This is a genomic window from Sulfurimonas indica (assembly GCF_009192995.1).
Taxonomy (GTDB): Bacteria; Campylobacterota; Campylobacteria; order Campylobacterales; family Sulfurimonadaceae; genus Sulfurimonas; species Sulfurimonas indica.
Genome location: NZ_SDID01000024.1, coordinates 1 through 18,403 on the forward strand (window position 1 = coordinate 1; position 18,403 = coordinate 18,403).

An 18,403-nucleotide genomic window follows, 5' to 3' on the forward strand; every position below is an offset into this window, starting at 1 on the left:
ACATCAAAGAAGGAGCCTTTAATGTTGAAATCATACACCTTCTTTAATAAAAGCAAGCTTAAAAAAGTGTATTACCTTAAACAACATAGAAAAGAAATTTTAGAAAAATTAAATCCCTCATCTATATTCTCAAAGCACGGACTGCTCGTAAATACTGCTAATGTAAATTCTCTTGAAAAAATTATCTTGCTCCTCTGCCAATAATAATAAGTTGCGGACTCCATTTAGTTCTTATATATTTAGAGAGCTCTTTTTGATTACTATTGTTTTGTTTGTGAGTATTTTCAAGAACTTTTATAATTTGATTTACAGGCATAGGATAAGCCGAGTTTTGTATTGATAGCATTAATCTACTGCATATTTTACAATATGCCTCTAGCAAAGCAATAGCACTGTAAGACGCTAACCATCTGCTTCTTGCTGCCATGTTGGGTTTACAAGCTCTCTGTGTTGCCACAAAGACTGGTGGTCTCTTACACCACCGTTTCACCTTTACTACTTTTTTCCTGAAAAGTCAGAGAAAAAGCAGAAGTCTCGTTTCTGTTGCACTTTCCCTCGTATTGCTACGGCCATTCGTTAAATGGAACATTGTCTTACGGCAGCTCGGACTTTCCTCTTGAGAAGTTACCCTCAAGTCACTATCTCCTATACCTAAATGAAATTATACAGAATAAATCATTTAATTAAAAACAGAATACAGAACAGTCGTTCATATAGAGAAATAAGAAAAAGAACAACTGTTCATTTTTGCTTAAGAAAGTATTAACAAGTGTTCATATATAATATTCTGCAAATTAACAAATGTTCATACAAAAAGGAGCGAGAAATGCCACAAAATAGGGAACAAGGAAAGGGTAATAAGACAAAAGAGAAGATCTTGAAAGTAGCAACTACCCTCTTTTCGCAGCTAGGCTATCGAGGTGCAAGTGTAAGAAAGATAGCAAAGGAAGTTGGTATAAGAGAGAGTGCTTTATATAACCATTTCACAAATAAAGAGGAGATATTTTTAGAGGTAGCAAAAGGGATTTTTTCTTCGCCCTTCTCTCTTTCATCGCAAGAGATTACAGAATTGGCTCTTCGTGGAAAGCCTTTTTTACAAAAATTTACAATGCAGTATAAGATGCTTACTTTTGATAAGAGTAACGAGAACATGTTTCGCTTACTAATGATAGAGCTTATGCAAAACAGAGAGCTTAGAGAGCAGTTTATGAGTGAATTTCATGATAAAAACATAAAAGTTCTTTCTGAAGGCTTTTTTACAATGATGCAAAACGGTCTTATTCGTTCTGGTGATCCGATGTTGAGCTCATATGAGTTTATTAGCACCCTATTCTACATTAGATTACAAGTTACACTGCTGCGGTTTGATTCACAGTCAACAAATGCTTTGTCTACACAGTTTGAAAAGCATGTGGATTTCTTCTGGGAAAGTATAAAAGTATAGATATTATTTAATATTAACTATGTTTTAAAAAAGAGGGTGGCTATTAGTTTTTTAGCCACCCTTTTTCTTTTATTTAAAGCAAAAAAATAAAGATTAATCCATTGCTTTGAGAGCATATGCTTTACCAAGTGCATAAGCTTTTTTATTTGCTTCATGAACTTTTGCTGGAACCTTTGAAAGCATTGTCTCAACTAAAGATTGTTCAGGAAGAACACCAGTCATTGTGTTTGTAATTGCAAGAGCAACAACAGATTGAGTAATAACATTACCAACCTCTTCTTTTGCAATAGTAATAATTGGAATCTCATGGATAGTCCATTTTTTTCTATCTTCATCAGTTGGATGAACAAGATTTGGATCAACTACGATGATTCCACCTAGTTTTACACCATTTTTAAATTGTTGATATGAAACATCAGCAACTGAAAGCATAAAGTCAATTTCACCTTCATTTGCATATGGGTAACGAATCTCATCATCATCAAGAGTGATATCAACAACTGTTGCACCACCACGAACTTGAGAAGTATAAGTAGCAGTTTTTAGACCAAAGCCACCATTTTTAATCTTACAAGCAGCCATAATCTCACCAGCGAGTAGAACACCCTGTCCACCAACACCAGTAAATCTTAAAGTATGTCTCATTTATAACTCCTTACTTATATTTTTTTCTCAAAGTCATCTTGAGAAATTTTAGCACGTTGTCCCTGTGCAGCTTTTTGAATTTCAGCATACATTTCACAGTACTCTTCTTGTTCAACTTCTCTTAGTACACCAGTTGGGAAAATATTAAGTCTCTCTTCTTCAGAAAGTGCTTCCCATTTTTTAAGAGGTAAAGTAATATTGTCAATCCACGCAAGGTTTTCCATTGCATTAGCCATTTTGTTTTTACGACCAAGGTTGATATGGCAGTTAGAGAAAATATCTAAGAACGAGAAACCTTTGTGAGAAAAGCCTTTAACAAGGATTTTTTCAAGTTTTTTAGGATCTGTCATAGACTCACGAGCAACAAAAGATGCTCCAGCACCGATAGCAAGTTGACAAGCATCAAAAGTTGGGTCAATATTACCGTTCTTTTGAGAAACTGTCCACATACCACGTGGTGTAGTAGGAGAAGTTTGTGAGTTTGTAAGACCATAGATGAAGTTATTGATTAAAATAAAGTTTAAATCAATATTTCTTCTACAACCGTGAATAGTGTGGTTACCACCGATAGCAAGACCATCACCGTCACCTGCAACAACAATTACATGTGCATGTGGTTTTGCAAGTTTGATACCAGTCGCATATGCAACTGTACGACCGTGTGTAGTATGAACAGTGTTACAGTCAATATATGAAGAAAAACGTCCTGAACATCCAATACCAGATACGATACAAACATCTTTCATATCCCATCCCATCTTCTCAATAGCACGGATAGTAGCTTTTAAGATAACTCCATCACCACAACCCCAACACCAAAGTGTCGGCATTTTGTTTACACGTAAATACTTATCATAATTAAATGCCATTACATCATCTCCTTAACTTTTGCTACCATTTCAGCAGGTGCGATTGGGCGACCATTTGCTTTTAATAGCGTTGTAAAATCGTTACGTTTAATTACACGCTCAATCTCTTTTGAGTATTGACCCATATTAAGCTCAGTAACCATAATTCTGTTTTCAAATTTTTTTCCAAGCTCTTCTAATCTTTTAATTGGGCTTGGCCATAACATAATTGGTCTAAATAGACCCGCTTTAATACCTTCACTTCTTAGCTTTTTAACAGCTTCGTAAGCACCAAGTGCAATTGAACCGTATGCAATAATACATACATCTGCATCATCTAAATCAATCTCTTCATAATCTGGAAGATCATCAAGTCCACCATTTTCTAAGTGAACAGTATTGATTTTACCAACTAAACGCTCGATGTTGAATTCACACTGCTCTGCATCTTCAGTTGGGAAACCTTCATCACCATGGTGAAGACCAGTAATATGATACTTGTAACCTTCAAACATTGGGTTAAGTACTGCTGGTTTGTTCATCTCAGCTCTGTATGGTTTATAGTCTGATGGATCTCCATGAAATTTTTCACGATCTACGATAGATGCTTCTATCTCTTCGATATCTGGAAGATCTGCTTTACCATGCATATGGCCGATAGTTTCATCTAAAAGCATGAAAACTGGAGTCATATACTTTTCAGCCAAGTTAAATGCACGTACAGTTTGCGTATAACACTCAGTTAGAGAACCTGCACATAAAGTAATCGAAGCATAGTCACCATGAGTTGGATACTGAGCTTGACCGATATCTGCCTGAGATACACGAGTTGGAAGACCAGTTGAAGGACCACCACGCATAACATTGATAATTACCAATGGAATTTCAGCGATGAACCCAAGTCCGATTTGTTCTGCTTTTAGTGAGATACCAGGACCTGATGTTGCAGTATAAGACTTTACACCTGTCATTGAAGCACCAAGTGCAGCTGAAATACCAGCAATTTCATCTTCCATTTGAATACAAACACCACCTACTTTTGGTAGAAGGTCTGAAGACTCGTGCATTACTTCTGAAGATGGAGTAATTGGATACCCACCAAAGAATCTCGCCCCTGCTTCTACTGCAGCTTTTGCAGCTAATTCATTACCTGTTGAGATTACTTCTCTCATTATTTAGCTCCTTTTTGTTTCAGCGACATATAGTTGTTTGCAATAATTGCAGCTTGACGCTCTTTTGCTTCATCAGTTAATTTTGCAAAGCTTTTTCCAGCTGCTTTTAGCTCTTTTCTATCTGCAACATAGATAGCAAAGTCTGGACATGTAAGCTCACACTCGTTACAACCGATACATGCATCTGGATAATCGATAGAGATCATCGCACCAAGAGTTGATGTTGGATCGTAAATCATTCCAAGTACACCTGAAGGACATACTGATACACAGATATCACATGCTTTACAGTTGTTTGTGTTCACCCATACAGGTTGATCACCTGGGTTTTCAGTTTTAAAAGTTCCCATTTATTCTCCTATTTTTAAGATGTAAATTTAAAATTTACATACTACTCTTTATTTTTAAAGAGTATCTTAGTTTCTATAATTCTATTCTAAAATGTGCTATTAACGCCTCATAAAATAACAAGAATGTTACTTTATGAGGCTCACACAAGCTAAAAAACTATTTTTTAGCCAGAACTTCCGCTACAGCTTTACCGATTTCAGCAGGTGAAACTACAACTTTAACACCTGCAGCTTCTAATGCTTCCATTTTCTCTTTGGCTGTACCAGCGCTTCCAGAAATGATTGCTCCAGCGTGACCCATACGTTTCCCTTTTGGTGCAGTTTGACCTGCAATGAAAGCAACAACAGGTTTAGTGATCTGCTCTTTAATCAATTTTGCCGCTTGAATCTCAAGATCCCCACCGATTTCACCAATCATTACGATTGCCTCAGTCTCTGGATCTGCTTCAAACATTGGTAAGATTTGCTTGTATGAAAGACCGATAATCGGGTCTCCACCAATACCAACAGCAGTAGTAATTCCATAACCCTCTTTTACAACTTGGTTTGCACCTTCATAAGTAAGTGTACCAGATTTAGAGATAAGACCAACATTACCTTTTTTGAAAATCATACCAGGCATAATTCCGATTTTACACTCTTCTGCAGTGATGATACCAGGACAGTTTGGCCCAATTGTTTTCATATTATGTTTTGTAGCATACTGTTTTGCATACATCATATCACGTACAGGAGCACCTTCCGTGATGATTACTGCAAGCTCGATTCCAGCATCTGCAGCTTCCATTACAGCATCCGCAACGAATGCAGGTGGAACGAAAATCATAGAAACAGTTGCACCAGTTGTATCAACAGCTTCTTTAACAGTATTGAAAACCGGCTTACCTAAGTGTTCTTGACCACCCTTATTTGGTGTAACACCACCAACGATATTTGTACCATAATCAAGACATTGCTCAGCGTGGAAAGAACCCTCTTTACCTGTAAAGCCTTGAACGATTACTTTTGTATCTTTATTTACTAAAATAGACATCTCTTATAACTCTCCTTTCGCTGCAGCTACTGCTTTTGCAGCACCATCTGCTAAATCTGTTGCAGGAATAACATTTTTAATATTTGCATTTTTAAGAATCTCTGCTGCCTCTGGTGCATTTGTACCATCAAGACGAACGATAACAGGAACATGAACATCTACAAGTTTTGTAGCTTCTAAAATTCCGTTAGCGATACGATCACAACGAACGATTCCACCAAAGATATTTACAAAGATAGCTTTTACATTTGGATTCTTAAGAATAATCTCAAAACCTTTTGCAACAGTCTCTGCATTTGCACTTCCACCAACATCAAGGAAGTTTGCAGGTGTACCACCCATGTAGTTAATTGTATCCATAGTACCCATTGCAAGCCCTGCACCATTTACCATACAACCGATTTCACCATCAAGTGCAATGTATGAAAGACCATATTTACCAGCTTCTCGCTCATCTGGATCTTCTTCACTTAAGTCTCTCATCGCTTCGATATCCGGGTGACGTCCAAGAGCTGAATCATCAAATCCCATTTTACCGTCAAGTGCGATAAATTCACCCTCACCTGTTCTGATAAGTGGATTGATTTCAATCATCTCTGCATCATTTTCCATATATAGTGTATAAAGTTTTTTAGCAAAGTCAATCATATTCTTTTGTTGTACTTTGTCTGTGATTCCAAGACCAAATACTAATTCGCGACCATGGAAACCTTGAAAACCAATTGACGGATCCACTTGAACTTTGATAATTTTCTCTGGAGTCTTCTCAGCAACAGTCTCAATATCCATACCACCCTCTGTAGAAGCCATGATAATTGGCATCTCAGCAGCACGGTCAAGAACAACTGAAAGATAAAGCTCATCTTGGATGTCCGCACCATCTTCAATGTAAACTTTTTGTACAAGTTTACCTTCTGGTCCTGTTTGGTGTGTGATAAGTGTCATTCCAAGAATCTCATCTGCAAGCTCTCTTACTTCATCTAAAGATTTAGCAAGCTTAACACCACCACCAAGTCCACGACCACCTGCGTGAATCTGTGCTTTAACAACCCAAATAGGACCACCTAACTCTTTTGCGTTCTCTACAGCTTCTTCAACTGTATGAGCAATTTTACCCTTTGGTGTAGGCACACCATACTTAGCAAAAATCTGTTTTGCCTGATACTCATGTATATTCATCTATTCTCCTTATTTTAAGTTGGGTGGTTACGCTTTTGGCGCAATCATCTCTTCTGGTTTAACATACTCATCAAACTGCTCAGCAGTTAAAAGACCAAGCTCAATAGCCGTCTCTTTGAGTGTTGAGTTGTTTGCATGTGCTGTTTTTGCAATTTTTGCAGCATTTTCATATCCAATGTATGGATTCAATGCAGTTACAAGCATTAATGAATTATGTAAGAAATAATCAATTTTTTCTTCAACCGGCTTAATACCAACTGCAGCATGATCATTAAATGAAACAATCGAATCACTTAACAGTCTTACTGATTGTAAAAAGTTATATGCGATAACCGGTTTAAATACATTTAGTTCGAAGTTACCCTGTGATGCTGCAAAACCGATAGTCGCATCATTTCCCATAACTTGACATGCAACCATAGTTACAGCTTCAGATTGTGTAGGGTTTACTTTTCCTGGCATAATTGAAGAACCCGGCTCATTTGCAGGAATCTCAATCTCCCCTATTCCACAACGTGGACCTGATGCCAACCATCTTACATCATTAGCTATTTTCATCATATCTGCTGCAAGTGCTTTGAGTGCTCCGTGAGCATATACAAGAGCATCATGAGAAGTGAGTGCGTGAAATTTATTTGGAGCAGTGATAAAATCATGTCCTGTGAGTTCACTCAATTTTTTCGCAACTCTTTCGCCAAGTTCTGGGTGAGCATTAAGTCCTGTTCCAACAGCTGTACCACCAAGAGCAAGCTCACGCACAGCCTCAAGTGAATCTTTTGCCATCTTCTCAGATTTGTTTAGCATTTCAACCCAACCAGAAATTTCTTGACCAAGTGTAAGAGGTGTTGCATCTTGAAGGTGCGTACGACCAATCTTTACAATGTGTGCGAACTCTTCACTTTTTGCTTGTAGTGTAGCTTTAAGTTTTGCGATTGCAGGAAGAAGTTGTTCTTCAACAGCAATAACAGCTGCAACATGAAGTGCAGTCGGGTATGTGTCATTTGAAGATTGGGATTTGTTTACATCATCATTAGGGTGAACAAGTTTCTCTTTTCTAAAGTCACCACCAAGAATCTCAGTAGCACGGTTTGCAAGAACTTCATTGTTGTTCATATTTGACTGTGTACCTGAACCTGTCTGCCAAACAACAAGTGGGTAGTTGCCGTCAAGTTTGCCAGCTAACATATCATCAGCAGCTTGTGCAATGGCATCTGCTTTTGCAGCATCAAGTTTTCCAAGGTCTTTGTTTACAAGTGCTACTGCTTTTTTTAGGTAAGAAAATGCGCGAGTAATCTCATATGGCATTTTTTCTTCACCGATTTTGAAGTTTTGGATACTTCTTTGCGTTTGCGCAGCCCAGTAAACATCAACAGGAACTTCAATCTCTCCCATAGTATCTTTTTCTATACGAGTTTTCATCAATTACTTTCCTTCAAAAAAATTGTTTTTGTTTAATGTATCAATCAATGTTTGAACAGATCCACATGATTGTGCGAACATTGCTTTTTCTTTTTCATCTAGTGTTACTTCGATGATCTTCTCTGCCCCTTTTGCTCCAAGCATAACCGGAACACCAGAAACAACATCATTGTAACCGTACTCACCTTCTAAACAAACAGCACACGGATGAATCTGTTTTGTATCTTTTAAAATCGCATCTACCATAATTGCAGTTGATTTTGCCGGTGCATAATATGCTGAACCAGTTTTTAGATATCCTACAATCTCAGCACCACCATGACGTGTTCTATCCACTATTTCATCGATTTCATCTTGCGTGAGAACGTCTGAAAGTGGAACACCTGCAACCGTAGAATATCTTGGAAGTGGAACCATGTCATCACCATGACCACCCATAACAGAAGCACGAATTTGACCTCCACCATATCCAAGTTTTTCCTGGATAAATGCAGCCATACGTGAGCTGTCTAATATACCAGCCATTCCAATTACACGACTTCTGTCAAATCCACTCTCTTTTAGCGCTACATATGTCATGGCATCAAGAGGATTTGAAACCATAATTACAATTGCATTTGGAGAATATTTTGCGATTCCTTGAATAACCTCTTTTGTGATTTTTGCATTAATCATTAAAAGATCGTCTCTACTCATACCTGGAAGTCTTGGGCTTCCTGCAGTGACCACAACAACATCACAGTCAACAAGATCACTCATCTCTTCTGCTACACTTACAACAGTATGGCTTCTTACAGCTGATGCAGCCTGACTCATATCAAGTGCTTTTCCTTTTGCTACATCTATTTTGTTATCACGAAGAATAATTTCATGACAAGATCCGAGCATCGCAAGAGAGTAAGCTACTGTTGCACCAACATTACCAGCACCTACTATCCCTACTCTTTTTCCTTGACTCATACACACTCCTTCATATTAAATACTATGATACCTATTTTAGATACACTTAAACAGTATGTGCGAACACATAACACTTAAGTATACTAAGCATCATTTTAAGGTGAGAATACATTTCACCTTTTATATAGTTTACTATATAGTAATCCATATAGAAAGTGAGGCTATGCACCTAAAAAAGGTACATAGGTATTAAAGACTATATAGTGTCAATAATAGCGTTTAGTGTTGCAGATGGACGCATAGCTTTTTCAGCTTTTGCATCATCTGGATGGAAATATCCACCAATATCTTGAGGTTTACCTTCTGCTGCTAAAAGTTCAGAGATGATTTTCTCTTCATTTTTAATAAGTTCTTCTGCAACTGGAGTGAATTTTTCAGAAAGTGCACTGTCTGCAGTTTGTGTACTAAGAGCTTCAGCCCAGTAACGTGCTACCCAGTAATGCGACGCTTTATTATCAGCTTCACCACATTTTCTACTTGGAGCTTTATCGTTATCTAGGTAACCTTCATTTGCTTTATCAAGACCTTCTGTTAATGCACCAATTTTAGAATCTTCAGTTTTTTGATAGATCATTCTCAGTGACTCAGCAAGTGCCAAGAATTCACCAAGTGAATCCCATCTAAGGTGACCACACTCTAAGAATTGATCAACGTGTTTTGGAGCAGAACCGCCGGCACCAGTTTCAAAAAGACCACCACCAGCTAAAAGTGGAACGATTGAAAGCATTTTTGCAGATGTTCCAAGCTCTAAGATTGGGTACATATCAGTTAGGTGATCACGAAGCACGTTACCAGTTACAGAGATAGTGTCTTTACCAGCTCTGACTCTCTCATTAGTATATCTTGTAGCAGATGCAACATCCATGATTTTAATATCAAGACCTGTTGTATCATGATCTTTAAGGTATTTGTTTACTTTTTTAATCATCTCAGCATCGTGTGCACGATTTTCATCTAACCAGAAAACAGCAGGATTACCTGTAAGTTTTGCACGCTCTACTGCTAAACGAACCCAGTCTTTGATTGGGATATCTTTAGCGCGGCTCATTCTCCAGATATCACCTTTTTCACACTCAAAACTCATAAGTACTGTACCGTCTTCAGCAGTAACAGTTACAGTTCCAGCTTCAGCAAGTTCAAAAGTCGTTGGGTGAGAACCATATTCTTCAGCTTTTTGAGCCATAAGACCAACGTTTGAAACGTTACCCATAGTAGTTACATCAAATTGACCGTTTTTAACACAATCAGCCACCATCTCCTGGTGGAACATTCCATAAGTTGAGTCTGGAATAACAGCAACACACTCATCAGCAGCACCAGTTCTATCCCACTGCTTACCACCCTCACGTACAACAACTGGCATTGAAGCATCAATGATAACATCATTTGAAGCGTTAAAGTTTGTTGTACCTTTGTCAGAATCAACCATAGCAATTCTTGGTGCATCAGCATCAACTACTGCTTGGAAAGCTGCTTTGATTTCAGCTTCTTTAGCATGACCAGCGATTTTTTTCTCTAAATCACTCATACCAAGGTTTGGATTTACACCTAACTCAGCAAACAGATCTGCATATTTGTCAAATACTTCTTTGAAAAACACTTCAAATGCATGACCGAACATAATAGGGTCAGAAATTTTCATCATCGTAGCTTTAAGGTGGATCGACCAAATAACACCTTTTTCTTTCGCTTCATCAATAGTTTTTTGAATAAAACTTCTTAATTTGCTTGCAGACATAAATGTACCATCAAGAATTTCGCCTTCAAGTGCATCGATAGTTTTTAATTCTTTACCATTTAAAGCGATTGTAACTTTTTGTGCTTTATCCATAGTAACTGATTTTTCATTACCATAAAAATCACCATCACCAGCCATGTGAGCCACATATGCTTTTGAGTTTTCAGCAAAAGGCTTTAATCTGTGTGGATGATTCTGTGCGTATTTTTTAACAGCATGTGCAGCACGTCTGTCTGAGTTACCTTCACGAAGTACTGGATTAACTGCAGAACCCAAACACACACTATATTTAGCTTGAATCTCTTTTTCTGCATCATTTGCCGGATTCTCAGGATAATTTGGAATATCATAACCTTGAGATTGAAGTTCAGCAATACAGTCTTTTAATTGACCAACAGAAGCTGAAATGTTCGGAAGCTTAATAATGTTAGCTTCAGGTTTTAAAACCAACTCACCTAACTTAGATAATTCATCTTCAGCTAAGCCCATTGCACCTAAAACTCTACCTGCTAGTGAGATATCACTAGTAACTACTTCTACACCTGCTTCTTTAGTAAAAGCGTTTACAATTGGTAAAAGTGAATACGTTGCCAAAGCCGGAGCTTCATCAATTTTTGACCAAATAATTTTTGACATTGTGTGTCCTCGTGAATAATATTTTTTTCATGATACTTTCAAGTTCATGAAATTTACAAAATTAATCATAACACTAAGATAGGTAATATTTGCTAAGCTTGTCAAAAGATTGGCTTATATTTATTATATGTTTCATTTTGTAGCATGCTTTATATTGCGCAAATGTGTAGAATAGTTACATGTGAAATCATGTGTTCCGTTTTTGGACTTCATAAAATAGAGATAATTTGTTTTTGCCGGAAAGATTGCTGCCATTACAGCCTCTTGTGAGACGTTACATATTGCAACAGTAGGAAGACCACTATATATATAGGTATTATAGATTGATTTATCTTGCTTGATTCTTTTTGATGTAACTTTTGTGTGAGAATATTTCCCATAATTAAGTGTACCGTCCATCTGTAATTTCATACCATTTTTAAGTCGGTTATAGATAACAGAGCTAACAAGTGGCATCTCTTTGTTGTTTGCCGACTCTTTTTGAATAATAGAAGCGATAACAATATATCGAAACCATTTTTTTTCATTATAAGAACCAAAAATTTTTATCGATATTGCCTTCATTTTTTTAAGTGATATTTTCAATAAAAGTGAGATCAACTCTTTTTCTGAGATGCCGACAGGTATTTTATAGGTATTGGGAACAAACACCCCTTCTTTTACAGGGGATTGTTTTTCGAACTCTTCTTGAAGCTTTACTCTATCTAAACCTAAGTTTTTAGCTAATTGATCTAAAAAGACATATGTCGTCTCTCCTGGTATAATTGTAATATCATGCAGTGCCGCTTTTGCAGTGGTGAGTTTATATAAAAAATCAGCTTTGGTATTGAGCTCTTTTGTCATATTTATCCAGCCGCTTTGGGGACTTCCGACAAATCGTAAAATAAATGCATCAAGTTTACAAACATCGTAATTTTTATCTTGTAATTGTGATATAATTTGATTTATCGAACCCTTGGGAATATAGAGTACTTTAGGGGTTTTAATAGGTTGAACTAGGTAGTATATGAAAGATAAAAGAGTTATTAGTATAATTTCAACAACATATGTCACAATTGTTAGTTTTTTATCTTTCATTTTCCTATCACTTATTGCAGCTTTTATAATTCTTCAACACGGATTATATCTAGATAATGTTTCTTTTTCCAACATTACAATAAAAAACATCTATATCAAATGGAATGAAAAACTCAATATATCCATTGAAGAGCTTGATATTCAGAAGTCTAAAAACTCAAACAGTAGAGTTGGTATGAAAGATATCAGCAAATACCTGAAGTTAACCTCTCGCTTTTTTCTTCTGACTGAGTCTGTTGTTATTGAAAAATTTCAATATGCTGATTTAAAACTCTCTTTGAAACACAATAATAAGGAAAAGGGGTTTCTTATCGCAAACTCCCCTTCTTTGCATTTTGATTCACACTTTAAATTTCACAAACACTATCTGCTTTTTACCATTGATAAGTTCTCAGCACTTGATAACAAAGTCTCTATGCATGGAGATCTGATTTTAGATACTGAAGCAAAGAAAATCTTCTCTAAACTGCATCTACTAATGAATAATGATGCAGATTTAACACTCTATGCAGTCGCTGATAAAAAACGACTGGACTATACCATTCAATCACATAAGGATATTGAACATATTAAAGAGATAGTCTCGTTGTTTCCTCTTCCAAAAGAGGTAAAATTTTGGGCAATAGATGCAATAGCTGCACCAAGTTTGACTATTCATAAATTTAAAGGCTTTCTAGAGTACAATGACCTTCCTGCAGCATACAAGCATATATATGTTAAAGCAACAGCAAATAAATTAAACTATACCTACAATACAAAACTTGATGCTGTTCATACACAAAGAACAGAGTTGGAGTTTGTAAACGGTACACTTTTTATTCGACCAAAAGAAGCCTATTCTTATGGCATGTATCTTCATAAAAGCTGGCTAAAAATCGACTTTACCAAGCCACAGGAGCTACTGACACTACATCTTCTCTTTGATGGTATGCTCAACAAAGATATGCTTTATATCTTAAGTAGTTATGGTATTGATCTGCCATTTTTACAGCATAGCGGCAAAGTGCAGACAGACTTGACAATAGCTGTCAATCTTAGAACGATAAAAGTCGATGCACAAGGTAGTTTCTTTACCAAAAAAGCAAATTTTGATTACTTAGGGATCAATATTGACATATCTGACACATTTATAAAACTCAATAACTACGATATAGATATAACAAGTATGAAAGCCCACTACAGAGAGATTGCAGATGCAGATGTTACTGTTCGATACAATGCAAAAAAAGCACTCGGTGATATTAATTTCAAATTCACAAAAATTGCTTTGGATAAAAATCAACATCTTGATACAAAACAAAAGCCTCTGTATGCAACCTATAAAATCGCACCTACTGGAGATAAGATAGTTGTAGAAAAGTCCCAATGGTATATCAATGGACTGCATATGACACTAGATCCTCTAGAGCTTCCATTTGATTTAAATACACTGCAGTTGACAATTCCAACCTCTTACTTTACCATAGAAGATATTTCAGATGGTTTCATAACAGGAGAGGCAAACCTCAAAAGAGTCCAGGCAGATTTAAAAGTTGACCTGCTTAAACTAAAATATCAAGGTATTAAACTTAGTCAGTCAAACACGGAATTGAATCTACATTATGATAAGCACCTCTATCTCACTTCACACAATGACATCTTTTTAAGTGTAAATGGTTCTCAATACAAGATTAAAAATTTAGCCTTGCAGATGAATAAAAAAAATATTATGCTCAATCATGCTGTTTTAGATATTGGGAAATACATTAAAACTGATCTCAGTGCAGATTTCGATATAAAAAAGAAACAAGCTACTGTCAAGCTTGACAATTTCATCCTTATAAATCCAAAAAACAAAAAGATTTTATACTATACAAATAAAGCAACACTTGCTTTAGATATTAAAAAAGAAAAAGAAAAAATAAAAATAACCTCTAAGGAGTTAAATGCAGACTTTCTTCTTAAAAAAGACAGATGGGTACTCAACCTAAACTCTATTGATATCATTGCAAAAAATTCACAATTTTTGAAAAAGTACAACATTACAAATGGTAAAATCAGTTTTTACAAACAAAATGAAGACAAATATACAAAGTTTAAAGGAACAATTAACTACCCATACAAACTGCTAACCAATAAAGAAAAAGCTATCAGTAGCTACAAGATAGAAGGCTATCTTACAAAAAAACAAAATCTTTACTTGAAAATAAACAAGAGTGTCAATATTAAAATTTCTAACACCATCAAAATAAATATGAACAACAGTGGTATCAATATAGAGGAGTTACTTAAATTTATTGCATTAATTACTGAGCAAAATAAAACAAAACAGTTGCAAAAACCTTTGGATGTCTTTTTTGAGGCAGAAAACTCTTATTTATATGTTGGCAATAACAGATATGTTATCTCAGACAGAATGAACCTGCAATATTATCAGGGTATATTGACAGCTCAACTGATTCATGCAAATGGAAAAGCCGGATTTAAACTTGATGGAGAAAAGTTTCATCTTTATGGAAATAATTTTAATGATAAGTTTATGGAAAAGCTCCTTTTTCTCTCCAAGTTTAAAGGTGGTAGTCTGGATTTCTCTATGAGTGGAACATTTAATGATTATATAGGGACTTTCTATATAAATAACACTACAATTCAGGACTATGTTATTCTCAATAATATACTAGCCTTCATTAACACAGTACCATCCTTGGCGACCTTCTCCCTTCCGGGATACAGTAAAAAAGGACTTCATATTGACAACGCTTATATGAAGTTCCACTCAAAAAATCATATTTTTGATATATCAGATATCTATATAGGTTCTAAAGAGATTAAAATTTTAGGAAAAGGGACAGCAAGTGTTAAGTATGATAATATTGACTTAACACTCAATCTTAAAACCGATCTTGGCAGCAACCTCTCAAAAGTCCCTGTAGTAGGTTATATTATCTTCGATGGAGAGAGTATCTCAACAACATTGAAGGTTACAGGAAAGTTAACAGATCCAAATGTAAAAACAATGCTCGCACGTGATATTGCCGTTGCACCGTTAAATATCATTTTACGAACATTAACCCTACCATATAAGATTATGAAGGATATCGATGATTATAACAGTTCAAAAGACAAGAGAAAATAGAACTGTTGTTACTCATTTCTAAGAACAGTTAGAATATCTACTTCGCTTGCTTTTTTAGCTGGATAATAGGCAGAGGCTACAACAATTAAAAATGCACCGCTGACTATCATAAAAAAGTCTTGAATACTTAAGTCAAGTGGCAGTGTTGATGTTGGGTAAACATCTTTTGGCAAGTGTATGATATCAAAAGTCCCAAGAACCCAGATACCACCAAGTCCAAATACAATTCCTGCTAAGATACCACTGATACCTATGACAATACCAAGATATAAAAATACTTTTTTGATCTCTTTTGTCGTTGCACCAAGAGAGAGAAGCAGCGCTATTTCCCCTCTTCTGTTCATTACAGTCATAAGTAGTGATGAGATGATGTTAATAGCGGCAATAAGAATAATAAGCATCAGAACAATAAAAAGTGATGCTTTTTCCATCTCTAATGCTGCAAAAAAGTTTACATTATCTTCCCACCAACCACGAACAACAGTAGTCATTGGTAACTCTTTTTGAATGCGTCTGATATCTTTACGAGGATCACTTGAATAGATATGTATTCCATCATATTGATTGCTTGGCATATGTAAAATTCGCTGTAGTGACTCCATCGTTGTATAACTATAGGCTTTATCATAAGCGGAAAGTCCTGAATCAAAAACAGAACGCACTTTAAATCGTTTTATTTTTGGTGTAACCGAAAGACCACCCGGTTCCACACTTGTAAAAATATACATCAGTTTTTCATTAAGAGCCAAATCAAACTCATCTTTAAGACTTTTCCCTACTAAAACATCAAACTTCTTAAACTTTACATCTTTAATGGCCTTAGCCAAAATCTCGTTGACACCGGCTTCATCTTTAAAGTTAACACCAAAAAGATAACCACCTTCAAGATTTGAACCACTCTTTACCATGACGGATGATTGAACATAAGGACTGAATTTAAGATTTGGGAATTTTGATTCTAACTCTATGAGCAGATCCTCGTTAACAGAGCCATAAAATTTTGGAATAATAGTAAGAGGATAGTTCATAACGGTCAGCTTCTTCTTAAACTCATTATCAAAACCGTTCATAAGTGCCATGGCAATAAGAAGAACCGTTACGCCAATAGAAATACCAAGAAATGCTAAAAGTGCTGAGATAAAGATAAAAGGTTGATCTTTATCAAAGCGAAGGAATCTTTTTACAAGATAAGGGACTATATTCTTTTTCAAGAGGCAAAAACACCTTTTTTAGGACCGCTTTTTCCACAGCACTGTTTATATTTTTTACCACTGCCACATGGGCAAGGATCATTTCTTGCCGGCTTTTTCCTTGTTGTTCCTGCAATTCTATCTTCAGAATCTTCATCACTCATATTGAGACGCATTAAAGCCTCTTGAGCACGTTTTTCATCTTCAAGCTGTTTTGCAATTCTAGCAGCTTCTTCTTCTGCTGTCTCCATCTTAAACTGGATAATTTGCAGTGTTCTGATCGTATTGAACTTGATATCATTGATTAGCTCGCTAAAGAGGTTAAAACTCTCTTTTTTATACTCAACAAGTGGGTCTTTTTGATTATATGCACGTAGACGGATACCTGTTTTCATATTGTCCATAGCATAAAGGTGCTCACGCCATGCATCATCAAGCTCTTTAAGGTAGAACTCTTTTTCTATGTCTTGGCGGATTTTCTCATCAAGTACACTCATTTTTTCATCATAAGCTGTTTTTAACAGTTCTACAACTTTCGTATAAAGCTCTTCATACTCTAAGCCTTCTAGATCTGTCGTATCAAGATCGAAATTAAGCTCTTCTTTTAGAAGTTCTGCTAATTTTTTAAGATTATAGTCTTCTGGATCTGCACCTTCAAAAATATCAGAGAGTGCCAAGAGATGCGCAACATACTCTTCTCTAATCTCATCAATTTTAGCATCAATATCATAATCATCGCTAAGCAGTTGATTTCTGAATTTGTAGACGATCTTTCTCTGCTCATTGGCAACATCATCATACTCTACAATCTGTTTACGCCCTTCATAGTGCATGTTCTCAACTTTCTTCTGAGCTTTCTCTACTGCACGAGTAACCATTTTAGACTCGATATATTCGCCATCTTCAACGCCTAAACGTTCCATAATATTTTTAATCTTGTCTGAACCAAAAATACGAAGCAGATTATCTTCAAGTGAGAGATAAAACTGTGTCGTACCCGGATCACCCTGACGACCGGAACGTCCACGAAGCTGATTATCGATACGACGGTTCTCATGACGCTCTGTACCGATAATATAAAGTCCACCCAAAGCTTTTACTTCATCATCAACTTTAATGTCAACACCACGTCCTGCCATATTCGTAGCAATTGTTACAGCGCCTTTAGCACCGGCATGCTTAATGATTTCACCCTCTTGAGCATGATTTTTGGCATTAAGAACTGTATGGGCAATCTTTTCACGCTTGAGTATTTCATGTAGTACTTCTGATTTTTCAATAGAAGCTGTACCAATGAGGACTGGTTGTCCTTTTTTGCTCAGCTCTTTTATAGTATCGATAACTGCATCAAACTTCTCAGCTTCTGTTTTATAGATAAGATCATTAAGATCTTTTCTTGCAATAGGGATATTTGTAGGTATTGAGACAACATCAAGACCGTAAATCTGTGCAAATTCTGTTGCTTCAGTCTCTGCAGTACCTGTCATACCTGCTAGTTTATCATACATTCTAAAGTAGTTCTGGAAAGTAATATCTGCAAGTGTCTGTGTTTCTTCTTTAATTTCTACACCCTCTTTAGCCTCTAATGCCTGGTGCA

15 protein-coding genes and 1 other RNA gene are annotated in these 18,403 nt (G+C 36.1%); 3 read left to right on the top strand and 13 right to left on the bottom strand.

The window, feature by feature from the left end; translation table 11 throughout:
• The coding region (locus tag ES948_RS10995; RefSeq protein WP_223176049.1) for a hypothetical protein at positions 1-204 on the top strand (204 nt) is incomplete at its 5' end.
• A 101-nt stretch (positions 205-305) separates the two neighbouring features.
• Here the strand turns inward: ES948_RS10995 and rnpB are convergent.
• Positions 306-654: RNase P RNA component class A (gene rnpB / locus ES948_RS09395), an RNA gene on the bottom strand.
• A 172-nt stretch (positions 655-826) separates the two neighbouring features.
• Here rnpB and ES948_RS09400 point away from each other — a divergent pair.
• Positions 827-1,444: a TetR/AcrR family transcriptional regulator gene (locus ES948_RS09400; RefSeq protein ID WP_152184692.1), complete on the top strand. Its 618-nt coding sequence runs from the start codon at positions 827-829 to the stop codon at positions 1,442-1,444.
• 93 nt (positions 1,445-1,537) lie between these two features.
• On the opposite strand, the gene ES948_RS09405 is transcribed toward ES948_RS09400, so the two are convergent.
• The 10 genes from ES948_RS09405 to mltG form a co-directional block, all read right to left on the bottom strand.
• On the bottom strand, positions 1,538-2,089 hold the full coding sequence (locus ES948_RS09405) for a 2-oxoglutarate:acceptor oxidoreductase subunit OorC (RefSeq protein WP_152184693.1): 552 nt from the start codon (positions 2,087-2,089) through the stop codon (positions 1,538-1,540).
• 14 nt (positions 2,090-2,103) lie between these two features.
• Positions 2,104-2,958, bottom strand: a complete 855-nt coding sequence (locus ES948_RS09410) for a 2-oxoglutarate ferredoxin oxidoreductase subunit beta (protein ID WP_152184694.1) — start codon at positions 2,956-2,958, stop codon at positions 2,104-2,106.
• The gene (locus ES948_RS09415) at positions 2,958-4,112 is read right to left on the bottom strand and encodes a 2-oxoglutarate synthase subunit alpha (protein WP_152184695.1); all 1,155 of its coding nucleotides are present in this window, start codon (positions 4,110-4,112) and stop codon (positions 2,958-2,960) included. Before ES948_RS09415 ends, ES948_RS09410 begins: the two co-directional genes overlap by 1 nt.
• Complete coding sequence (locus ES948_RS09420) at positions 4,109-4,459, bottom strand: 4Fe-4S binding protein (protein ID WP_152184696.1); 351 nt, start codon at positions 4,457-4,459, stop codon at positions 4,109-4,111. The genes ES948_RS09415 and ES948_RS09420 overlap by 4 nt, the downstream gene beginning before the upstream one ends.
• Before the next feature lie 157 nt (positions 4,460-4,616).
• Entirely contained in the window at positions 4,617-5,492 is an 876-nt protein-coding gene (gene sucD, locus ES948_RS09425) for a succinate--CoA ligase subunit alpha (RefSeq protein WP_152184697.1), read from the bottom strand.
• Positions 5,493-5,495: 3 nt separating this feature from the next.
• Entirely contained in the window at positions 5,496-6,671 is a 1,176-nt protein-coding gene (gene sucC / locus ES948_RS09430; RefSeq protein ID WP_152184698.1) for an ADP-forming succinate--CoA ligase subunit beta, read from the bottom strand.
• A gap of 27 nt (positions 6,672-6,698) precedes the next feature.
• Positions 6,699-8,090, bottom strand: coding sequence for a class II fumarate hydratase (gene fumC / locus ES948_RS09435; RefSeq protein WP_152184699.1), 1,392 nt, complete (start codon positions 8,088-8,090; stop codon positions 6,699-6,701).
• A 3-nt stretch (positions 8,091-8,093) separates the two neighbouring features.
• Complete coding sequence (gene mdh, locus ES948_RS09440) at positions 8,094-9,050, bottom strand: malate dehydrogenase (protein ID WP_152184700.1); 957 nt, start codon at positions 9,048-9,050, stop codon at positions 8,094-8,096.
• A 196-nt stretch (positions 9,051-9,246) separates the two neighbouring features.
• Positions 9,247-11,424, bottom strand: coding sequence for an NADP-dependent isocitrate dehydrogenase (locus tag ES948_RS09445; RefSeq protein WP_152184701.1), 2,178 nt, complete (start codon positions 11,422-11,424; stop codon positions 9,247-9,249).
• A 132-nt stretch (positions 11,425-11,556) separates the two neighbouring features.
• Entirely contained in the window at positions 11,557-12,501 is a 945-nt protein-coding gene (gene mltG / locus ES948_RS09450) for an endolytic transglycosylase MltG (protein ID WP_152184702.1), read from the bottom strand.
• On the opposite strand from mltG, the gene ES948_RS09455 reads away from it, so the two are divergent.
• Positions 12,431-15,616: a YhdP family protein gene (locus tag ES948_RS09455; protein ID WP_152184703.1), complete on the top strand. Its 3,186-nt coding sequence runs from the start codon at positions 12,431-12,433 to the stop codon at positions 15,614-15,616. The genes mltG and ES948_RS09455 overlap by 71 nt on opposite strands.
• A gap of 8 nt (positions 15,617-15,624) precedes the next feature.
• Here ES948_RS09455 and ES948_RS09460 read toward each other — a convergent pair whose 3' ends face one another.
• Both ES948_RS09460 and ES948_RS09465 read right to left on the bottom strand, forming a co-directional pair.
• Positions 15,625-16,827 (bottom strand): ABC transporter permease, encoded by a 1,203-nt coding sequence (locus ES948_RS09460; protein WP_152184704.1) that lies wholly within the window; start codon positions 16,825-16,827, stop codon positions 15,625-15,627.
• Positions 16,824-18,403, bottom strand: a 1,580-nt coding sequence (locus ES948_RS09465) for a preprotein translocase subunit SecA (protein WP_188109501.1), incomplete at its 5' end; no start/stop codon positions are given. The genes ES948_RS09460 and ES948_RS09465, both read right to left, overlap by 4 nt.